The following is a 22,352-nucleotide window of genomic DNA, read 5'->3' as shown; positions in this document are numbered from 1 at the left end:
TAGTTTTTAAACTAGCCTTTTTAATATGGTAAATCATCGTTTGAGAAATCATAAAAATTATCATCTTTATTATTTTCAAATTCATTGTATTCTATATTATTGTTGAATTTGTTATGATTATTTTCAACTAAATCAAATATATCTTCTACATCCCAAATATCTCTAGGATCCATGTATAATCACTTCCTTCTGTGTTATTTTTAGAAGAAAGTAAACAAATTATTCAGCCTATTTTAAAGTTTTTAAAAAGAAATTGAAAATTGCATTTGATGAACTATATTTTGAGACTTTAGCTGGTATTCCTAAGTAATGTATAACTTTTATTTTAAGTTTTTTGGCATAAGAAAAATCAACGCCACCAGGATAAGATGAAAGATCTAATATTAGTGTGTTTTGGTTTAAATTATCTAAGATTTCTGAATTTATAATTAAATGAGGTATGGTGTTTATTATTATGTCATATTGTGATGCATGATCTTTAAAATATTTAATTTGGTAAGATTTTATGTTATCTATTCTTGTATGAGTTAAATTTATAGATGGATTATTATATACTATTAATTTATTACATATAGGATCTATTCTTCTAGCAAGGGCTTTTCCTATTCGTCCATACCCTAATATACATGCATCTGACTCAAATAGGCTTTTCTCGCTTTCATGTATTAATTTTTCTATTGAGCCTTCAGCTGTTATTATGGCATTGATTAATGTGAAAGTTTCATCTTTTAATATATTTTTAAAGTTTAAATTTTCGTTTATAAAGAAATCTTCACTTTTTTTATCAAATCCTCCAATTATTGTTCCATTAAAATGTTTTAGCTTTTCGAGTATATATGAGGGGTTTATTTCTTCATTATAAAATGGTGCATTTAATTTTGAGTTTCTCTCAAATGGTATTGGGAGGAAAATTGTATCGAAATTGTTTAAATTTTTAATTTCATTTTTGTCCGTGTTTAAAAATAAGGAATGTGTATTAAAGTTATTATTCTCAAGTATGTTCTTTAAGCATATTGATCTCTCATCTCCACCGATAATTAATAAATTCATTCCATTATTCTCCTTAGAAAATATTTTTTAATGATAATATGTAAGTTTATGTTATGTGCATTTAAAGTGATACTTTATTTTTGAATTCTAAAATTCGTTATAAAAAATAAAAATGTGCCTCAATGAAGCACATTTAATCTTCCTCTGTATAATCAAATTCCATAGAAGCTATATTATTAACAACGATAGGGTCTGTTTTAGGGTTTGGAATATTAGTGTTATTAACCTTATTATAATTTTCAATAGCCTTGTTCGTTTTATCAGATATACGTATCTTAGGACCATACTTTCTATCCATAAGAAAACAACTCCTTTTAAATTTTAATTAAGGTTAGTATTAACATTTTATTAATATTTTAATCTTGAAATTTTCCTATATCAGATAAAATAATTGATGGGTTTTTATCTAATGCCCATTGTATTTCCCAATTATTTTGGAATATCAATATATTTCTACCTTTCAAATCTATTGCTTTTTTAGTATCATTAGTTAGATTTAAATTATCAACTGGAACATCTGATTTTTCAATCCATCTTATGAAAGAATAAGGGATTTTGTTTATTTTAATATCTGTGTTATATTCGTGTTTTAATCTATATTCAAGAACTTCGAATTGTAGATTTCCAATAACTCCAATTATAACTTCTTCCATACCAAAGTTAAATTCTCTGAATACTTGTATAGCTCCTTCCTGGGCAATTTGAGTAACTCCTTTTAAAAATTGTTTTCTTTTCATTGAATTAGTTGGTTTAATAGTTGCAAATAATTCAGGAGAGAATGATGGCATACCATTGAATTTAAATTGAGTTTTTGAAGTTGTTAGTGTATCACCAATTGAAAATATACCTGGATCAAATACACCTATTATATCTCCTGCATATGCTTCATCTATTAGTTCTTTTTCTTGAGCAAAGAATTGCTGGGGTTGAGAAAGCTTAATTTTATTGTTGTTTTGTATATGAGATACTTCCATACCTTTTTGAAATTTACCTGAGCATATTCTCATAAATGCTATTCTATCTCTATGCTTTGGATTCATATTTGCCTGTATTTTAAACACAAATGCTGAGAAATAATCTTCAAAAGGTGAAATGTAGCCAATTGTAGATTCACGTTTAATTGGAATTGAAGAATATTTAAGAAAGTTTTTTAGAAATATTTCAACTCCAAAATTCGTTATTGCAGATCCGAAAAATACAGGGGTAATTTTACCTTCTAATATTTTATCATGATCAAATGGTGTATCTAATATGTTTAATAGATCTATATCTTCAATTAAAGTTTTGTGTAATTGTTCTCCTAATATATCTTTGAAAATCTCTTCTTTATAATTACCGTCATATGAATCTATAATATCTTGTCCATGATTTTTATTTAAGAATGTATATATCTTCTCCTCATCTCTTTGATATATTCCTTTAAAATTATCTCCACATCCAATTGGCCAATTCATAGGATAGCAATTTATACCTAGTTCTTGTTCAATTTCTTCAATTAAATCAAAAGGATTTTTAATTTCACGATCAACTTTATTTATGAAAGTAAAAATAGGTATGTTTAGAATGGCACACACATGGAATAGTTTTTTTGTTTGTAACTCAATACCTTTTGAACCATCTATAACCATTACAGCAGAATCGCATGCCACAAGAGTTCTATATGTATCTTCTGAAAAGTCTTCATGTCCAGGGGTATCTAATATGTTTATACAAAATCCATCATAGTTAAATTGAAGAACTGAACTTGTAACAGATATTCCTCTCTGTTTTTCTATATCCATCCAATCAGATGTGGCGTGTTTTGAAGATTTACGAGCTTTAACAGATCCAGCAAGACGTATCGCCCCACCATATAATAATAATTTTTCTGTTAAAGTAGTTTTACCTGCATCTGGATGTGATATTATACCAAATGTTCTTCTTTTTTTAATTTCATCTATAAAATTATTCATTATTAAACCTCGTTAGTATAAATTAAGACTTCTAAATATGTTTAGAAGTCTTTAAAAATTTTTATATTTATCGATATCCCTCTGTATTTTAAGTAGCAGAGAATTTAATTGATTTACATCTCCAATTTCTATGAGCGCTGTAAGTTGCATTTGATAATTTGTAAACTCTTTTAGTCCACCTAGTGATATTAAACTCGTTAGAGCATCAGTTATATTTGAAACTATGTGTGATTTAACATCAAATAATCTCTGAGCATCTCTTATCTCATCTTTTATTTGCATCATTAACTCGTCTAGTTTGTATACAGTATCTGCAGCTTGTTTGAGTTTATTTTTTAAATTATTAGGTATATGCTGTTTATATTTATAGTTTAAGGAATGTTCTGCTGTTGCCCAAAAGTTCATTCCAAGAGTTCTAATTTGTATTTCTGATATGATCTCTTTGCATCCTATGGATAAATTAACAGGATATTTAATTATGATATGGTAACTTCTGTAACCACTTTCTTTTACATTTGTTATGTAGTCTTTTTCATATAGAATAGTTAAATCTTTTCGTTTTCTTATTATATTTACTACCTTCATTATATCATCTACAAATTGGCACATTATTCGAATTCCAGCGATATCTTCGAGTTCAAATTCTATTCTATCTATAGGAATGTTAAACTTCTTAACTTTTTCAAGTATACTAGCCACTTCTTTAACTCTACCTGTAACAAACTCAATAGGGGAATACTCATTTTTAAATTTAAACTCTTTACGAATACTTTTAAATTTAATTTTTAGTTCCTCAACAGCTTGTTGGTATGGCATAAGAAAGGTTTTCCATTGTTTTATAGCCATAATAATCACCCATTAGCTAGAAAATAAATAATTTTATAAGATTTTTAGGGGAATAAAGTTTAAATAATCACAAGATGTTAAGTAGTATTTTGTATGATTTATCTTTCTATCATAAAATTTTTCAAAATTATTGTGGATATGTCCATATATGACTATTTCCACATTATATTCATTCAATATATTTATAAAAATATTTTTATTTGGAGAGATATTATTTATTGAAAAAGGGGGATAGTGACTCATATAAATTATTTTTTCGTATCCATCTTTTTTAGCAGAGCGTAAGGATAAATTCATTCTTACTTTTTCTCTCTCCAATATTTTTAGATGATTTTTTTCATCTTGTGAGTTTAGAATATCTATATTAAAACCTCGACTTCCACAGATTGCATACTCTTTAAATGAAATATAATTATTTTGAATAAACTTTATATTCTCGTAAATAGAGTTTAATTTATTTATACTAGTCCACCAAAAATCATGGTTGCCTTTTATGATGATTTTTTTACCAGGAAGATTATCTATCCAATTAAGGTCTGGAATGGCATCATTTATGTTCATTGCCCATGACGTATCTCCACATATTAGAATTAAATCATCATCGCAAACTAGTTTTAACCAATTTTCCTTAATTTTATTAAAGTGATCAATCCATATTTTTCCAAAAACATCCATTGGTTTTTCAGAATTAAATGATAAATGTAAGTCTGATATTGCAAATAAGTTCAAATTAATCACTCCCTAAAAATCTCTGCAAGTTATATTATACATACAACGCATAAGGGCATCAATAAATTATAAATTTATTTCTACTTTATTTTTTCCATTTTCTTTAGCCTTATATAGCATATTATCAGCAAAATTTAATAAAGAATCGAGTGTTTTACCATCATATGGATATACAGATATCCCAAAACTCATAGTAACACTTGATTTAGATCCATTAACTTCAATTGTATTTTTTTCAACGCTCATTCTTAGTTTTTCAATCTTTGTTACTAATTCTTTTATGGAGTCAAATGAGTTTGTATATAAGATAAACTCATCCCCTCCATATCTTGCAAATATATCATTTTCATTTAAGAGTTCTTTTATAACATTTGTTGTTTGTATTAAAGCAGAATCTCCGAATATATGTCCATGTGAATCGTTTATATGTTTAAAATTATCAACGTCTATCATAACTAATGCAAAATCCTTTTGAGGTTTTTTGTTTATAATTTTATTTAATCTATTTATGAATTCAGCTCTTGTTAGAATATTTAATATGGGATCATTTTTAGATTTTTCATCTAATTGTTTATATAACATATAGTTTTCATATGTCATAGCTAAAAGATCTGCAAGAGCTCCCAAGAAATGAACTTTATGAGTATCGAAGAAATTTTCGTACGGATGCTCAAGTATCATGTATCCAACAAATTCTTTTTTACGGAATATTGGATAACCAAGTAGAGATTTAGAGTCATGTTCTTTTATGGAGTCTATATTTAATTTTTGTTTGCATGATATGAGAAATGTTTCTTCTCCAAAAAACTTGTGCATAAAGTTAAAGTTTTTATAATTCTTACTATTTACATTTGAAATGTTTAAGTAAGTATTTTCTGATTCTTTTACTATAATTGTGGAATATTTAACTCCAAATATAGCTATTGCAACGTCATTTATTACATTAAAAATATTATCATTAGCAATACGTGTATTTAAATATTTGCTTATATCAAGTAGATTGCTTGTTATTGAAAGTTTATACTGAAGAGAATCGTTTTGTTGTTTTAATCTATCAGATTCTTCTTTTACAAGCTTCTTATATACATCAAGCTCTATGGATGGAGTATTGTTGATCGTATCCTTTGATGATGTCATTTTAAACACCTTCTTTATATAAAAGTTTCATCTTTATTATTAACTAAATATATAATGTTTATTAATTTAATAAAAAATATGTAGAAATTAGTATAGAAATATAGAATATATAATTACATTTATAAAAAAAATAATAAATTTTTATATTGAATTGTTTATAAATTAAGTATATAATTACATTTGTAATAAATATAAGGAATAGATTTGGTTTAAGGCACACATTCTTTCGTTCATAAATTCTTGATATGAGAGGATAAGGGGTCCCATTCAAATAATTCCTATGAACGTGAGGAGTGTTTAGCGTGAGTGATAAGAATATTACTTGTAAAGATTGTGGAAAAGAGTTTGTGTTCACGGTAGGGGAGCAGGACTTTTTTAAGGAAAAAGGATTTGAAAATGATCCAGTAAGATGTCCAGATTGCAGACGTGCAAGAAAGAATCAAAGAAGAGAAGTAAGAAGATAGTTTTAGAAAGAGATCTTATTTATAAGATCTCTTTTTAATTTAGGGAGGGAATTAAATTGATTGATAATATAAAAAATATATTTAGTGGTATACAACCATCAGGAGATTTAACTATTGGTAATTATTTTGGGGCAATAAAAAATTGGTTAAAATTACAATATCAATATAATTGTTTTTTTTGTATTGTAGATTTGCATGCTATAACTATAAGACAGGATCCTAAAAAATTTAGAGAAAAAATATTAGAAACTTTAGCAATTTATATCGCATCAGGAATAGATCCGAACAAAAATACATTGTTTATCCAATCTCACGTTTCTTTTCATTCCGAACTTTCTTGGATATTAAATTGTTTTACATATATGGGAGAGATATCTAGAATGACTCAATATAAGGAAAAGTCATTAAAATCAGGTGAGTCTATACCAGTTGGATTGTTTACATATCCAATTTTAATGGCGGCTGATATATTGCTTTATAATACAGATCTCGTTCCAGTTGGATCAGATCAAAAACAGCATTTAGAGTTAGCGCGTGACCTTGCAGAAAGATTTAATAATATTTATTCAAATACATTTAAAATACCAGATCCTTATATAAGCTCAACATCATCTCGAATAATGAATCTTCAAAGTCCAGATAAAAAAATGTCTAAGTCTGATGAAAATGAGAGTTCATACATAAAAATTTTAGATAATGAGAGTCTTATAAGAAGAAAAATATCTAGGAGTATTACGGATTCTATAGGAACTATTAACTATAGTAATGAACAATTGGGTATTAAAAATTTAGTTAATATATTATCATCTATAACTGGAGAGGACACTTATGATATTGTAGAACGATTTAAAAATAAGGGTTATGGGGAGTTGAAAAATGAGGTTTCAGATGCATTAATAGATGAACTTATTCCAATACAAAATAGGGTCAAGGAACTTATGGATAATAAGGATTATTTAGAGAGTGTTTACAAAAATGGTGCAGATAAGGCAAGAGAAGCATCTTATAGAATGCTTAGGAAAGTTAAGAAAAAAATTGGATTTATTTAATAAATGGGGTTTATTCTCAATATTTACAAGGTGTAATAATATTATTACCGTTTAGACTATTATTATGAGGTGAATAAGTAATGAACCGAATTTTACATAGTCTAGTTAAATTTACTGTTATTGCTGGAATATCATTGTTTATATTATTTTTTGGTAGATTTTCATTAAACATATTTTTGATAGTTGGACTCTTATTGATGCTTACTAAGTTTTCAAAAAGGAATAGGATATACTAGAAAACCTGTAGCAAAAATTATTGCTACAGGTTTTCTATAATGTATCAATTGTAAATAAATTTTTAAGATCCTCAATAGACATTTTAGAGATTGAATTATATTCTAGTTCATTATCTCTTATTATAGAATTTATTAATATATTTTTCTTCTCCTGTATCTCAAATATTTTCTCTTCAATAGTTCCTTTAGTTATTAATTTTATAACATGAATTGTATTTTTTTGTCCAATCCTATGTGCTCTATCTGTGGCCTGATCTTCAACAGCATTATTCCACCAAGGATCAAAATGAATTACAATTTCAGCAGATGTTATATTCAAACCAAATCCCCCAGCTTTAAGAGAAATTAGGAATATATTATAATCATTTTGATTAAAATCATTTACAATATCAATTCTATCTTTGGAAGGAATTGTTCCATCTAAGTATGTATATTTAATGTTATTTTTTATGAATTTATCTTTAATAATTCCAAGTACGGTTGTGAAATTTGAAAATACTATAATTTTTTTGTTATTCTTAATGTGTTCATTTACTATTTCCATTAATGTATCTATTTTGGAACTACCATAGGAATAATCTTCAGATATTACCTTAGGATCACAACAAATCTGTCTTAAACGTGTTAATGCACTTAGCATTTTAAATTTAAGATTTTTATCATTTGAGCTGTTATTTTCAAAATTAAATTCTTCTTTAAATTTATTTATGTATGAATAGTATAATTTTTTTTGTTCATTATTTAAATCAATCATTATTTTAGTTTCAATTTTAGGTGGAAGTTCAGTTAATACATTTTTTTTAAGTCTCCTTAATATGAAAGGAGATATTTTTTTGTTTAAATTAGATGAAGTATAATTTTCCTGATCCCCATATATCGATCTAAATTTTGAATAGGAATATAGATATCCTGGCATTAGGAAATTAAATATAGACCATAGTTCTTCTATGGAGTTTTCTATGGGAGTACCTGTTAATGCAAATTTGTAATTTACATTCAGTTCTCTTAAAGAGATTGTGTTTTTGGATGATTTATTCTTTATATTTTGAGCTTCATCTATTATACAAATATTAAAATTTTTTAACTTTAAGAGGTCTATATCTTTTTGAATTATTCCGTAAGAAGTTAATATGATATCGTAATTTTGAAATTCATTTATGAGTTTTGAACGAACATTTTTGTTTCCATTAAATATAAGAATTTTAAGATTTGGGGCAAATTTTTTAATCTCATCAAACCAGTTGTATATAAGAGACTTAGGGCAGATTATTATTGCATTTTCAAGTGAGTTATTTTCGTATTCTTTTTGAAGAAATGCTATGGTTTGTAGAGTTTTACCAAGTCCCATCTCATCTGCTAAGATCCCAGATAAATTGTATTCTTTTAGTGTTTTAATCCATTTGAATCCTTCTAATTGATAATTTCTAAGAGAAGCGTTTAAATTCTTCGGAGGAGATAAATCAATATTAGAAATGTTAGAAAGATCATCTGTTATTTTTAAGAAATTTTCATTTTTAGTTAATTCACCCATTGACTTAAAATTATTTGAATATGTGTTGTTTATGTAAAATGCATAATACTTATCAATATTTAATGAATCATTCTTAAGTTCTTTTTCATCTATATCTAAATCTTTAAGGATTGAATTAATCTGTTTTAAGTAATCATTTTCCAGATTTAGGATACCCTTATCTTTCAATTTCAGGTATTTTTCACCTTTTCGTATGTTTTTAATTGCAGAATATAATTCATCATTTGTTATTCCATCAAATGAGAATGATATATTTAATAGATTATTTAACCCTATACTAAAGGAAGTTTTATAAGAAGATGAAGAAATTATTTTGTATTGTTTAAATTTTTTTGTGTAATAAATTTCTCCTAAGGTTTTAAGCGTAGGAATTCCATTTTCTTTAAAATCAATTATTTTTTCAGGTGATTTAATAATGTAGTAAATTGAGTTTTTAGATTCACTAAGTCTATTTAATGTAGTTAATACTTTATTTTCAATATTATAATCTCTAAGGATAGATGTATTAAGACAGCTAGTATCCAGTGGGTTTATGTTTAAATCTTTGTAATTAAATATAACCTTTATTATGACTATATCATTCGAAACTTTGTTTATGTAGAATTTACATTTACATTCCTCAATATTTAGTATGTTATTTAAACTTTCTGAAATTTTTAAATTAAAATTTAAAGATAGTTTTGGTATGATCTGATTAAGGAATATATTTTTATTATCATCAGTTATTGTAAAATAGGAAGTGTTGTTGCGTAGAACTAACTCTTTTATACAATTATAATTTTTTATAAATGAGAGTGAAGTTTCAAATATTGTTCCATCATAATAGAAATAAGGTTTATTGCTAAATAATTCAATAATATTTAGTGCCTTTAAAGATAGCGTTATATTATTATTTTCATCCGTTGATATAACAGGAGATATATCTAAATCTTCTTTTATTATTTTGCAGGATTCAAATAATAAGTGTTTAAATTTTATATGTAAATTATCTTCCCCTAAAGAGGTAACCAAACTCTCAAATAGATAAGAGTTTAGTTTTATATATTGGTTAGAAAATATATTTTCTATAATCACAGCATTGATTTTGATGAGAGAATATATAGTTAATAATTTACATATAAAAATTCTATCTTTTTCATTGAAACTATTTGTAGTTATATTTAACGAAGTATTTTTATTTATACTGTATGGATGTGATGATAATATAGAATTTAGAAATTCAGATATATCTGATACAGAATAAGTTTTGTTTGATATAAGTTTAATTTCTAACATGATATCATTAATATCATTTACATATACAAAATAATCTATTTTAAAATAGTCTATATCAATATCTAATGTATTTTCTTCATTTAATTTGTTTATTTGGTCTAATTGTGAAAAATCGTATATTACATTAGGTTTAATATTATCCTTAAGTTCATTTAAGAAAAATATATAACTAGCTATAATATGCTTGCAAACATCATTTATCGTATTTTTATATGTACAAGAACAAGAAAATCCCTTCAAAGTATTTTGATCATCAATATATATTTTAGTTATGTATGTTATATTGCGCATAGATGGGACATCAAACCAAACATGTATACCATCTCTTGTAAATTCATAGTACTTCATATTTAATTTATTTTTTTTGTAAATAGTAATACCGTCATTTCCATTATTAAAGTTGGAAAACTCAGTTATCTTTCCTATATTGACTTTTTTCATCAAATGCCTACTTTCGTAGAAAAAATTTTTAAAATTTGTATTTAGAAAGTTTCATCAAGTTTTTAAAAGAGTTTATTCATAATGTTTATGTAAATTAATCTATCTGTATATTCTATATTATTTTTATTTATTTTACAAGATTTATAATAGAGTTAAAATTTTGAATGTAAATTTGTAGGGGAATTTTATATAAAAAATGCTTAGATTAATGATTTTAATCTAAGCATTTTTTATTATTTATTGACATCCGCCACCGCAGCTGCCACATCCACCGCCACTAGGCTTATTTATAGGTCTTAAAACTAAGCCTTTATTATTTTCAGCAGTGCCTTCTATTACGAAGTCTCCAAATTTATCATGTAATTCATTAGATATAATAAATGTTATATCTTCAATTGTACATGATATATCATTTTCTTTTTTTTCATCTATAACACGATATTGAATGTTGGCCCCCCACATCCCATACCTGCTAAATTGATTCTGATTATATTTGAATCTATATCATTGTCTGAAAGTAATTTTTTAAACTCATTAAAAGTTTCATTACTAATAGTTACAAAGTTCATATATTCTACCTCCATGGTATTTGATACTTAAAAATTTTATAATATTTTTTATCATTTTACAACAATATTTACAAGTTTATTTTTAATTACTATAACTTTGGTTATATTTTTTCCTTTTATATGGGGCAATATTTCATTATTTGATAAAGAAATATTTTTAATAGTTTCTTCGCTAGAGTTTGTTTCTACATATATTTTGGTTTTAATTTTTCCGTTAATTTGTATAGCAATTTCCACTTCATCTCGAGTTAAGTACTTTTGATTTGCCTTAGGATATTCTTCAAAGAATACAGAAGTTTTCGGCTCATTATTTAATTCTTTAATTATACCAAAATAATATTCAGAGAAATGAGGAGCAAATGGTGAAAATATTTTTATATAATTTAACAGCAGATTATTTAAAACATCATAAGTTATTTTATTTGTGTTTAAATATTTTGAAAATTCATTTGTAAGTTTCATAAAATGAGCAATACAAGTATTAAATTGAAGTTCTTCTATGTCATTTCTTATCATTTTAATTGAAGTATTAAGAGCAAATAGAAGTTCTTTGTGTACATCTTCATTATATACAAAATCAAAATTTTTGTCTTTTAATATGTCTAATGCCCTATTTATGAGTCGTTCACTTCGTTGTATAAATTTATGAATAGCTTTTATTCCGTCATCACTCCAAGCTCCCCCTTCTGTGTATGTAAATGAGAACATCAAGTATATTCTAAATACATCTGATCCGTATTCTTCTATATATTTGTCTGGGGAAATTGTATTTCCTCGAGACTTACTCATTTTAAATCCATCAGGACCGAGTATTAGTCCTTGATGAGTTAAGGATATGAAAGGTTCATCAAAGTTCAAATATCCCATATCACGTAGAGCTTTTGTTATGAATCTTGCATATAAAAGGTGCATACAAGCATGTTCAGGTCCTCCGACATATTTATCAACAGGGAGCATTTTATTGACATTATCAGTATTGAATGGAGAATTTTCATTTTTGGGATCAACGTATCTTAAGTAATACCATGAAGAGCAGACGAATGTATCTAGTGTGTCTGTTTCTCTTGTGGCTTTTTTATTACATTTTGGACAAGTTGTTTCTTTAAATTCAGAGCATTCTTCAAGTGGAGATTTACCATTTGATTTAAAATTAACATTGTAAGGAAGCTCTACTGGAAGTGATGAGTATGGAACTGGTACAATTCCACAATCGTCACAATATACAATAGGTATAGGAGCTCCCCAGTATCTTTGTCTAGATACTAGCCAGTCACGAAGCCTAAATGTAGTTTTAAAACCACCTTTATTCATACTTTCTAAGTGTTTAGTAATTTTATTTTTAGCTTCATCTGATGATAATGAATCAAATTGTAGAGAATTTATTAATATTCCTTTTTTAGTCATGGGAAGTTTATCATTTTTACTATTTGAAATAACTTTGTTTATTGGAAGATTGAATTTAGTTGCAAATTCAAAGTCTCTTTCATCATGTGCTGGAACTGCCATAACAGCTCCAGTTCCGTAGGTTGCTATAACGTAATCCGAAACCCAAATAGGAATTTTATTACCTGATATTGGGTGAATTGCATAAGATCCAGTAAATACTCCCGTTTTTTCTTTAGATGAACTTATTCTATCTATTTCTGATTGTTTAGATGATTCTTCTATGTAATTTTTAACTTTATTTATATTACATTCAGTAGTTATTTCCAAAACTAAGTTGTGCTCAGGAGCTAAAACTACGTAAGAAACTCCCATAAGAGTATCGACCCTTGTAGTAAATATATCAAATGTTTTAATGGAATTCTCGATAGAAAAATTAACTATAGTTCCAAATGACCTTCCAATCCAGTTTTTTTGCATTGATTTTGTTTTGTTTGGCCAATCTAATGAATCTAATTTGTCTACTAGTTCATTAGCATAGTCAGTTATTTTAAAGAACCACTGAGTTAAGTTTTTCTTTTTGATTTCAGTCGAGCATCTTTCACAGGAATTATCTATAACTTGTTCATTTGCTAGAACTGTATTACAAGAAGGGCAAAAATTAACAGGAGCATTTTTTCTGTAGGCTAAATTGTTTTCATACAGTTTTAGAAATATCCATTGAGTCCATTTGTAGTATTCAGGTGTGCATGTAATTATTTCATTTTCAAAATTAAATATTGCTCCCATATTTCTAAGCTGTAGTCTCATGTTATCTATATTTTTCATTGTAGAATCTTTAGGGTGTATCCCAGTTTTTATAGCATAGTTTTCCGCAGGGAGGCCAAAAGCATCGAATCCCATTGGTTGAAATACATTGAATCCATTCATTTTTTTATATCGTGCATAAGAGTCTACTAGCCCAAAATTAAACCAATGTCCAGCATGTAAATTACTTCCTGATGGATATGAGAACATTTCAAGAATATATAATTTTTCTTTATCATCTGTTAAATTGAATTCAGCTATTTTTTGATTTTCCCAAAATTTTTGGGAATCCTTATCTATTTTAATAGAGTATCCTGTACTCATTGTATACCATCCTTTAAATAAAAATTTTATATATATATGCTTAAATCTTAAATTAAGCTAAGTATATAGGAATTTTTTTTAAGTTGTCAACATTATGTAGTATAATAAAAAATTTGGTTATTTTTTGTAAAATTTATAAAGAATTTAAGATTGTTTACGAAAAAATCTATAATGCATGTTGATAAATTTAGATTTTTAAGGGGTGAAAATATGGTAACGATTAAGGATATATCGGATAGTTTAGGAATATCTATAAGTTCTGTTTCTAAAGCCCTCAATGGTGGAACAGATATAAGTCAAAAAACTAGAGAAAAAGTTATCGAAGTTGCAAATGAACTTGGATATATTAAAAAATCTATATCTAATAAACTTAATTTAAAATTTGGTATTATTGTTGATCAAAATTGTGATGAATATAACAAAATTTTAAATTATGATATAATACAGGGATTTAATAGTGAAGCTATTAAAGATGGAAATACTACGTCAATAATTTATTTGAAAAGTAGTGCTAAAAAAATATGTATAGATTCTATTATGAGATCTAATAATTTATCAGGAGCACTATTGGTGTTAAATAATATTTCAGATTCTATAAGAAAGTCTATACTTAAACTATCTTATCCTCTTGTTATGGCAAATAGTTATCTTAATATTGATAAACAGAACATAGGATATGTTGGCATTGATATGATAGATGGTATGAGTAAAGTTGTAAAGTATTTTATTGATAGAGGGTATAAGGATATAAGTTTTGTTAATATAAAAGGTAATGATTATATTTATCAAGATAAGCTTGTAGGATATATTGCAGCATTGACTTCTTTTGGGATAAATTATAACCCTAAAAATGTTTTAAATGTTTCTAGTGAAGAATTTGATTCACAAATAGTGGAGTTTGTAAAAAATATTCATGTTAATGCTATATGTGCAGATAATGATTTTACAGCATATAGAATTTTAAATATATTGACGAGAGAAAGATATAAGGTTCCTGAAGATATTTCTATAATAGGATTTGATAATAATTTTATTTTTAATTGTTTAAATCCATCTTTGTCTACTGTTAATTATGATAAATTTGAACTTGGTGTTAAGTCATATTTTACTCTTAAAAGTATAGTAAGTGGAAATAGTATAAGTAAAATGCAAATAAAGTGTGATATATTAGAAAGAGAGTCAACAAGGATTTAGAATTATAATGAGTCGTATTTATTGGCTCTTTTTTGTTTTTTGACTATTTTTATAGTGTCCTTTAATTTGAAAAAATTTTATTGTAAAATGATCTAAACTTAATTTTATTGTTTTAATCTTGGAGGATGGGTATTTGAAAATTAAAGAATTTAAAATAGAAGAGGGAATAATACATGTTCTTGATGTGAACTGTGATTATCCAATTTTAAATGAAAATTATTTAAATTTGTCGAATGAAGAGATAAATTTATTTTTAACAAAGCATATGGAAAAAATTTTAAAAGATGATGAGCTTGATTTGGGACAATTTTGCAAGGAACCTGAATTTATATTAGGTGTTTATAGATTTTTAAGAGAAGAATTTAGTTTAATTGAGGTATCAAAGGATATATCAGAGAAATTTTTTAATATTTTAGTTGAGCATGGTGGGGGTATTTCTTGTGATCTTTTATTTTTAAAGCTTAAAACTGAGTTTGGCAATGCCTTATGTATGATAAAATTAGATTATATGAAAAATTATATACACAAGATTGATTATGTTGATGATAAAATGAAGATAGATATAATTCCTCAATATATTACTCTCCCAAGTGTATCTCAGAGAGTGAATAAAGCGTGTATTTTCTTAAGAGATTCAGATGATAATTTTAATTTATTTTTTTTGGATAAGTCATCTACAAGTGTTACAAAAGAGAGAACTTATTTTAAGGATGAATTTTTAAATTGTGAGAGGATATATTCTAATTTTTCAAAGACTAAGGATTTAATTTATTTTACGGAAAAATGGACACGTAAAAATATAAAGGATGATGCAGATAAAGCATTTGGAATTAGGGAGTTATTTAAGGAGAAAATATCAAATGGAGATATTTTAAATATAAATTCTTTAGCTATAGATATTTTTAAAGATGATAAGAGTAGTCTTGAGAGTTTCATTGATTTTACAGAGGATAATGGAATAGATGGAGAAATTAAGATTGATAAGAATTATGTATTAAAAAAATATGAGAGAATCAGATTGAAAATAGATAAGGACATAGATCTTTATATTAATAAGGATTCTTTTTATGATATAAATAGATTTGAGGTTAAAAGAAATGGTGATGGAAGTCTTAATATGATTATTAAATACATAATTAATTATAATGAGAAATAGGAGTAATAATTTTATGAAGTGGAATTTAGACAGTATATATGGAGGATTTTCTTCAGACAAGTTTAAAAGTGATTTATTATTTCTTAAGAAAAGCATTGAGAGATTTAAGAGGTTTAAAGGGATTAGCCTTAAATGTAAAAAAGATGACGAGATTATAAGCATTCTTGAGAATATATTTTCAGAATATGATGAAATTTATATTTTATTTACGAAACTATCATCTTTTGTATTCTTAAATATGGCATGTGATTCTAATAATAAAGAGGCTATGGATAATGACTGTGTGTTAAAAAATATTTATGTTGATGTAGCTTTAATAGATTTTATAATAACTAAGGTATTGTCAACTAGTGATAATGTTTTATCTATACTGAATAAAAGCGATATGTTAGTTGAATATTCTTTTTTGATACGAGAACTTATTGATAATTCAAAATATTTATTATCAGATGAAGTAGAGGAGACTATGGTATCTCTTTTAAATTATGGTGCAATATCTTATTCTACACTTCAAGATACATTGATATCTAAATATAAAGTTGAACTTAATATAGATGGTTGTATTAGAGAGATACCTCTCACAGAATGTAGGGCTATGCTTGAAAATTCAAATAGGAGTTTAAGATTTGAAGCATTAAAGGCAGAAAAAAAGTTGTATAGGTATATGGAGGATCCAATATCGTTTGCATTAAATAACATTAAGAAAAGTGTTATATATGATAATAAAAAAAGGGGATATGATTCACCTTTGAGTAAATCTTTGAGGGATAATAGAATTTCTGAAAAAACTTTTGATTCGTTAATTAGTGTTATGCGTGAGAGTTTACCACTATTTAGAGATTTTCTTAAACTTAAGGGAAGGATTATTGGAGATAAACATAATAAGATTTATTATAGTGATTTATTTGTTCAGACTCTTGAATCTAAAAATAAGATAGACTTTTCTTATGCGAGGGATTTTTTAATAAGGAATTTTTATGATTTTTCTACTAGGGTTGGTGATTTTGTAAAGAATGCTTTTGATAATAATTGGATAGACTCCGATATTTATGAAGGAAAGGTTGGAGGCGCATTTTGTTCAAATATTAACTCTATTAAGGAGAGTAGGATTTTATTGAATTTTAATAATTCATATGATTCTATATTTACACTTGCTCATGAGCTTGGACATGCTTATCATGGAGAACTTATTAAAAATGAGAGAATATTAAATACAGATTACCCTATGACAATTGCCGAAACAGCATCCATTTTTTTTGAAACTCTAATTTGTGATAAGGCATTTAATAGTGTAGATGAGAGAGAAAAAATTATTATTTTAGAATATGAACTAAATAGTGCTACCCAAGTAATTGTTGATATATATAGTAGATTTTTATTTGAAAGAGATGTATTTGAGAGATGTGAAAATGAATTTTTAACTTCAGATAATTTGAATTCTATTATGCTAAATGCTCAAAAAGAAGCTTACGGGGATTCAATGCATCATGAATATTTTAAGGAAGCATGGATTTATAAATCTCATTATTATGATTTTAATTATAATTTTTATAATTATCCATATGCTTTTGGATTACTTTTTTCACTTGGAATTTATGATTGTTATTTGAATAATAGTAATGATTTTCATGTAAAATATGAAGAATTACTTAGTAAGTCTGGGAAGAATAATTTAGAGGATTTAGGAGAAATATTTAATATTGATGTAAGTGATAAGGACTTTTTTAGAAGATCTATAGAAATATTAAAAAATAAATATTATAAATACAAAGATTTAGTTTTGTAGGAGAGGGTTATTATAAAAAAGGAAAATATTAAAGTTAGATGTTTTGATAACTTTTATTTAGATGTCTATATTTATGGAGAATACACAAATAGAACTAGGGGAATTATACAGATTTCTCACGGTAAAGGAGAACACAGTGGATCATATAAAGAAATAATAGAAGTTTTGGTTAATAATTCCTATATTGTTGTCATACACGATCATAGAGGACATGGAAAGTATAATGAAGGTAAAGAGTACTTTACCTCAAATGTTGAAGAAAATATTTTTTCTGTTATGGTTAAAGATTTAAAGGCAATTAATTCATTTATTAAATGTAAATTTAAGGATGAAAGAGTATTTTTAATAGGACATAGTATGGGGGCATATTTGTCACTTAAATATTCTGAAGTTTATGGTGATTCTATAGACGGTCTCATATTGTCAGGAATTGGTATTGGGAGTAAAACAAATGTATATGGCAGTTATTTAGTATCTAAATTTATGTGTGGATTTATGGATGCAAGTAAACCTAGTAAATTTGTAAGTAATACGTTTTACAATACATTAAATAGGAGTTTTAGAGGGAAAAACAAAAAAATCGATGACTTTGAATTTACAACGTCAAATAAAGAGGTTATTGATAATTATAATAAAGATAGTTTAAGAATAAAGAAGTATACATTGAAATTCTACCATGATTTATTTAGTGGAATTAAAAGTACTTTAAGTACTAAATCTTTAGGAGGCATACCAAAAAGTTTAAATATTTTGTTATTGACTGGGAGCTTAGACCCTGTTTGTTCTTTTAATAAAGGGTCTAATAAATTGAGCAAGTCATTAACTGATATAGGAATTTATGTTGAACATATAATTTATGATGGTGCGAGACATGAAATATTTGTTGAAGATGTTAAGTATGATGCCTTTAATGATATTTTAATATTTTTATCAAATTTAGAATTAGGAGATAATTAGATGAATGTAAAGTATTTTGAAAATAGAGATATTATAGAAGAGAAATATACTTGGAATTTAGAGAAAATTTATAAAGATGTACAAGAATTTGAAAAAGAATTTAAGGAGATTAAAGAGTTTTCCAGAAAAATTGAGGATTATAAAGGTAAGCTTAATAATAAAGTAGAGGTATTAAATCTATTTAATGATCTTGAAAAAATATTAAGAGTAGTAATGAAACTTATGAATTATGCTCATATGAAAAAAGATCAAGATGGATCTGTTACCTTATATCAGGGTATATATACAAGGGTTGAGCAACTTTATTATGAATTTTTATCTATGAGTAGTTTTGTAGATACAGAACTTATTTCACAAAATGATGAATTTTTAAAGTCTCTTATAGAAGATGATGATCTTAAGGATATTAGATTTAGAATACAAAACTTGATAAGAGGAAAGAAACATATTTTATCTGAAGAAGCAGAAAAAGTGTTGAGTATGTTTGGGTCATCTATCGATGCTCCAGATAATATAGTATCTGTATTTAAAAATGTAGATTTGAAGTTCCCAAATGTAATTGACGATAATGGTAAGGAAGTTCAGCTAAATGAAGGAAATTATGGAGTTTTTTTAACATCATATAATAGAGAAGTAAGAAGAAATGCATATGAAAAATTATTTTCCACATATAGGAATTACAAAAATACTTTAGCAACTTGTTTATCTACATCAATTACAAATGATGTTTTGTATTCTAAAGCAAAGAGATTCAATTCTACACTTGAGGGAAATTTATTTAGTAATAATGTGGATAAGTCTGTTTATTTAAATGCAATTGAAGTTATGCATGAAAATTTTAATAAGATTCATAGATATATAGATTTAAAGAAGTGTATGTTGGGATTAAATGAACTGAGAAGTTATGATTTATATGTACCTTTGTTTAAAAATCCAATTAAAGACATTCCGTATGAGGAAGCTCTAGAGATATCTTTAAATGCGCTTAAACCACTTGGTATGAATTATTTGGAGATATTTAAGGAGGCAATAGAAAACAGATGGATAGACGTTTATATAAATAAAGGTAAGAGAAGTGGGGCGTATTCATCAGGAAGTTATGATACTGATCCATATATACTTTTAAACTATTCAAATTCATTTAATGATGTATCAACTTTAGTTCATGAAATGGGACACTCAATTCATTCTTATTATTCAAATAGGACTCAGACGTTTTTTAACTCTAGATATCCAATATTTTTGGCAGAGATTGCATCGACTTGCAATGAACATTTATTAAATAGATATATGCAGGACAATTCAACTGGAGATGAGTATTTATACTTTATAAATAAGGAAATTGAAAATATTAGGACTACTGTATTTAGACAAATGCTATTTGCAGAGTTTGAGCTTATTGTACATGAGGAGGTTGAAAAGGGTGGATCATTAACTAGTGATAATTTCTGTGAAATATGGAGAGAATTAAATAAGAAATATTATGGAGATAATTTGGTATTGGACGATTGTATAATTTACGAATGGAGCAGGATACCACATTTTTATTCTTGTTTTTATGTATATCAATATGCAACAGGTTATGCAGCTAGTTTTTCATTTTCTCAAGACATATTAAAAAATGGTAAGAATGCTGTTGAAAATTATATCAATAATTTTTTAAAGAAGGGTGGATCTAACTATCCAATAGAGATATTGAAATCTTCTGGAGTAGATATGACGACTAAAAAACCAATGGAAAATGTGTTAAGTAGATTTTCGCAGCTTTTAGATATTTTAGAGAAAAATATATAAAATTAAGACGATTAATTAATCGTCTTTTTATTTTTTTAAATATATTTACTAAAAATTTAAATATGAAGTATAATATTTAACGAAAAGTTTTAAAATAATTAATAGATTATATATTTGGGAATTAAGTTTTTAATGGTTGGAGAGGGTGATAGTAGTTGAAGAGAATATATAAGATATTTGTTTTTATTGCTTTGTTTTTATTTACTTTTAAATTTAATGTACAAGCTAGTGGATTTGGAGAATATGCCATTTATTATTTAGAACAGATATCTAGGATACCTAGGGTTTCCTTTAGTGACGGAGAGGTTTATACGGCAGATTATTTAGGAAGACTATTGAGAGATTTTGGATATGATACCATATTTGAGGAGATTTCTTTTCCAGATGATACGGTTTTGAATTTTACTCAGGGCTATTATTTATCTCACAATATTATTGCAACTAAAAAAGGGGCAAGTGATTTGGAAGTTATAATTGGTACCTCTTATGACTCTGAAGATGTTAATGGATCAACAGGATTTGAGGGAGCAACTGGTGTATCTGTCTTATTAGAGATTGCTGAGAGAGTTAAGGATATGAGTTTCCCATTTACTTTGAAATTTGTGTTGTTTGGTAGTGGAAAAAATGGAGAGATAGGACCAACACATTATGTTTCAACTAGATCTCAAGATGAATTGAATAATATAATGTATTTTTTAGATATAACATCTCTTGGTAGTGGTAAAAATTTATATATTTATGGTAATAGTGGGAATAAGGGATTTGTTAGGGATGAATTATTAGCATTATCTAAAGATTTGAAAATTGATCTTTTTACACCTGAGGGAAATTTGGAAGAAGGTATTCCATTTGGAGTTTGGAATGATATAGGTGATCATGTTGCATTTAAATATAGTAATGTTCCATTTGGTAAAATTGAAGCTACTTCCCTTGAAAGTTTGGATGAGATGTATGGGTTGCCCGATGATCCTACTGGAGAAGGTGTTGGAATTATCGAGGGAAGCAGTAATGATAATTATGATTATGTGATGAATAATTTCATTGATAATGTTGAGAAAAATTTATCTAATTCTGTAGAACTTGTGTTTAATTATTTGGTTAGAGAAGATAGAAGTATAAAAATAATTACTCAGTTATCAGAAGAGAATATTGATAAGATATCTCAGATAAAATATGAACTTTATAGTGGAAATAAAAAGTTGAAAGAGATTTCATTAGATGAAACTTTAATAACTGAATTTAAAGATTTGGATGAAGGAAATTATACTGTTAAGGTTGTTTGTCCAAAGGAAATTGAATTTTTGAAAGATATAGAGGAATTTGATTTTAATTTTGAAGGTGATTTAAATGGTAAATTTGTTTTTGTAAATGATGAGATTGTAACTTACACTTATAGGAAAGAATTTACTGATAATTATAATTCAGTGAGAGAAGATATTAAGAATAGTAAGTTTGAGATTAGAGCTAAAAAGCTTCTATTTGATTATTCCTCTGGAGTTATGGGTGATTATGAGGAAGAAGACGATAGTAAAAATGAAATGTTAATAAAAACTCTAGCTATAGTTTTGATTGTATTAATTGCATGTTATGTGCTTCTTAAAATTATTTTATCTAAAATTAATAAAAATGATTAAATGAAAACTTTTTGATTAAAGTTTTCATTTTTTTTATT

At 26.2% G+C, this 22,352-nt stretch carries 20 protein-coding genes; 9 read left to right on the top strand and 11 right to left on the bottom strand.

What is annotated here, in order from left to right; all coding sequences use genetic code 11:
- Positions 1-20: 20 nt before the first annotated feature.
- The 7 genes from SFBM_RS08085 to SFBM_RS06870 form a co-directional block, all read right to left on the bottom strand.
- Complete coding sequence (locus SFBM_RS08085) at positions 21-173, bottom strand: hypothetical protein (RefSeq protein WP_005805236.1); 153 nt, start codon at positions 171-173, stop codon at positions 21-23.
- A 55-nt stretch (positions 174-228) separates the two neighbouring features.
- Entirely contained in the window at positions 229-1,050 is an 822-nt protein-coding gene (locus SFBM_RS06890) for a dipicolinate synthase subunit DpsA (protein ID WP_014018064.1), read from the bottom strand.
- A 133-nt stretch (positions 1,051-1,183) separates the two neighbouring features.
- Positions 1,184-1,348: a hypothetical protein gene (locus tag SFBM_RS08080; protein ID WP_005805243.1), complete on the bottom strand. Its 165-nt coding sequence runs from the start codon at positions 1,346-1,348 to the stop codon at positions 1,184-1,186.
- 58 nt (positions 1,349-1,406) lie between these two features.
- A complete protein-coding gene (locus SFBM_RS06885) occupies positions 1,407-3,002 on the bottom strand; it encodes a peptide chain release factor 3 (RefSeq protein WP_005805246.1) in 1,596 nt (531 codons plus the stop codon).
- Positions 3,003-3,053: 51 nt separating this feature from the next.
- The gene (locus SFBM_RS06880) at positions 3,054-3,848 is read right to left on the bottom strand and encodes a GTP pyrophosphokinase (RefSeq protein WP_005805248.1); all 795 of its coding nucleotides are present in this window, start codon (positions 3,846-3,848) and stop codon (positions 3,054-3,056) included.
- A 33-nt stretch (positions 3,849-3,881) separates the two neighbouring features.
- Positions 3,882-4,577 carry a metallophosphoesterase gene (locus SFBM_RS06875; protein ID WP_005805250.1) on the bottom strand — a complete coding sequence of 232 codons (696 nt, stop codon included), beginning with the start codon at positions 4,575-4,577 and terminating at the stop codon, positions 3,882-3,884.
- A 66-nt stretch (positions 4,578-4,643) separates the two neighbouring features.
- On the bottom strand, positions 4,644-5,714 hold the full coding sequence (locus tag SFBM_RS06870) for a sensor domain-containing diguanylate cyclase (RefSeq protein ID WP_005805253.1): 1,071 nt from the start codon (positions 5,712-5,714) through the stop codon (positions 4,644-4,646).
- A 302-nt stretch (positions 5,715-6,016) separates the two neighbouring features.
- On the opposite strand from SFBM_RS06870, the gene SFBM_RS06865 reads away from it, so the two are divergent.
- The 3 genes from SFBM_RS06865 (at position 6,017) to SFBM_RS08020 (ending at position 7,463) form a co-directional block, all read left to right on the top strand.
- Complete coding sequence (locus tag SFBM_RS06865; RefSeq protein WP_005805255.1) at positions 6,017-6,178, top strand: zinc-ribbon domain-containing protein; 162 nt, start codon at positions 6,017-6,019, stop codon at positions 6,176-6,178.
- A gap of 56 nt (positions 6,179-6,234) precedes the next feature.
- Positions 6,235-7,227 (top strand): tryptophan--tRNA ligase, encoded by a 993-nt coding sequence (gene trpS, locus SFBM_RS06860; protein ID WP_005805257.1) that lies wholly within the window; start codon positions 6,235-6,237, stop codon positions 7,225-7,227.
- A gap of 80 nt (positions 7,228-7,307) precedes the next feature.
- On the top strand, positions 7,308-7,463 hold the full coding sequence (locus SFBM_RS08020) for a hypothetical protein (RefSeq protein WP_005805259.1): 156 nt from the start codon (positions 7,308-7,310) through the stop codon (positions 7,461-7,463).
- A 34-nt stretch (positions 7,464-7,497) separates the two neighbouring features.
- Here SFBM_RS08020 and SFBM_RS06855 read toward each other — a convergent pair whose 3' ends face one another.
- The 4 genes from SFBM_RS06855 to leuS form a co-directional block, all read right to left on the bottom strand.
- A complete protein-coding gene (locus SFBM_RS06855) occupies positions 7,498-10,710 on the bottom strand; it encodes a DEAD/DEAH box helicase (RefSeq protein ID WP_005805265.1) in 3,213 nt (1,070 codons plus the stop codon).
- A 237-nt stretch (positions 10,711-10,947) separates the two neighbouring features.
- The gene (locus tag SFBM_RS06850; RefSeq protein ID WP_242821625.1) at positions 10,948-11,172 is read right to left on the bottom strand and encodes a hypothetical protein; all 225 of its coding nucleotides are present in this window, start codon (positions 11,170-11,172) and stop codon (positions 10,948-10,950) included.
- On the bottom strand, positions 11,139-11,279 hold the full coding sequence (locus SFBM_RS08215; RefSeq protein WP_242821624.1) for a hypothetical protein: 141 nt from the start codon (positions 11,277-11,279) through the stop codon (positions 11,139-11,141). The genes SFBM_RS06850 and SFBM_RS08215 overlap by 34 nt, the downstream gene beginning before the upstream one ends.
- A 51-nt stretch (positions 11,280-11,330) precedes the next feature.
- Positions 11,331-13,793 carry a leucine--tRNA ligase gene (leuS, locus tag SFBM_RS06845; protein WP_014018063.1) on the bottom strand — a complete coding sequence of 821 codons (2,463 nt, stop codon included), beginning with the start codon at positions 13,791-13,793 and terminating at the stop codon, positions 11,331-11,333.
- A gap of 210 nt (positions 13,794-14,003) precedes the next feature.
- Between leuS and SFBM_RS06840 the strand changes: the two genes are divergently transcribed.
- The 6 genes from SFBM_RS06840 to SFBM_RS06815 all read left to right on the top strand — a co-directional run bounded on the left by SFBM_RS06840 (position 14,004) and on the right by SFBM_RS06815 (position 22,314).
- A complete protein-coding gene (locus SFBM_RS06840; protein WP_014018062.1) occupies positions 14,004-14,987 on the top strand; it encodes a LacI family DNA-binding transcriptional regulator in 984 nt (327 codons plus the stop codon).
- 133 nt (positions 14,988-15,120) lie between these two features.
- Complete coding sequence (locus tag SFBM_RS06835; protein WP_007439768.1) at positions 15,121-16,143, top strand: nucleoid-associated protein; 1,023 nt, start codon at positions 15,121-15,123, stop codon at positions 16,141-16,143.
- Positions 16,144-16,156: 13 nt separating this feature from the next.
- A complete protein-coding gene (locus tag SFBM_RS06830; protein WP_007439767.1) occupies positions 16,157-17,929 on the top strand; it encodes a M3 family oligoendopeptidase in 1,773 nt (590 codons plus the stop codon).
- Positions 17,930-17,938: 9 nt separating this feature from the next.
- Positions 17,939-18,886: an alpha/beta fold hydrolase gene (locus tag SFBM_RS06825; RefSeq protein WP_369727704.1), complete on the top strand. Its 948-nt coding sequence runs from the start codon at positions 17,939-17,941 to the stop codon at positions 18,884-18,886.
- Positions 18,887-20,680, top strand: coding sequence for an oligoendopeptidase F (gene pepF, locus SFBM_RS06820; RefSeq protein ID WP_005805280.1), 1,794 nt, complete (start codon positions 18,887-18,889; stop codon positions 20,678-20,680). It begins immediately after the preceding gene.
- A gap of 155 nt (positions 20,681-20,835) precedes the next feature.
- Positions 20,836-22,314, top strand: coding sequence for a M28 family peptidase (locus tag SFBM_RS06815; protein ID WP_005805281.1), 1,479 nt, complete (start codon positions 20,836-20,838; stop codon positions 22,312-22,314).
- The last annotated feature ends 38 nt before the right edge of the window (positions 22,315-22,352 follow it).

Source organism: Candidatus Arthromitus sp. SFB-mouse-Japan, assembly GCF_000270205.1.
In the GTDB taxonomy this organism is placed as follows: Bacteria; Bacillota; Clostridia; order Clostridiales; family Clostridiaceae; genus Dwaynesavagella.
Note: the sequence above shows the minus strand (reverse complement) of the source record. Positions and strands in the feature narration are given on the sequence as shown.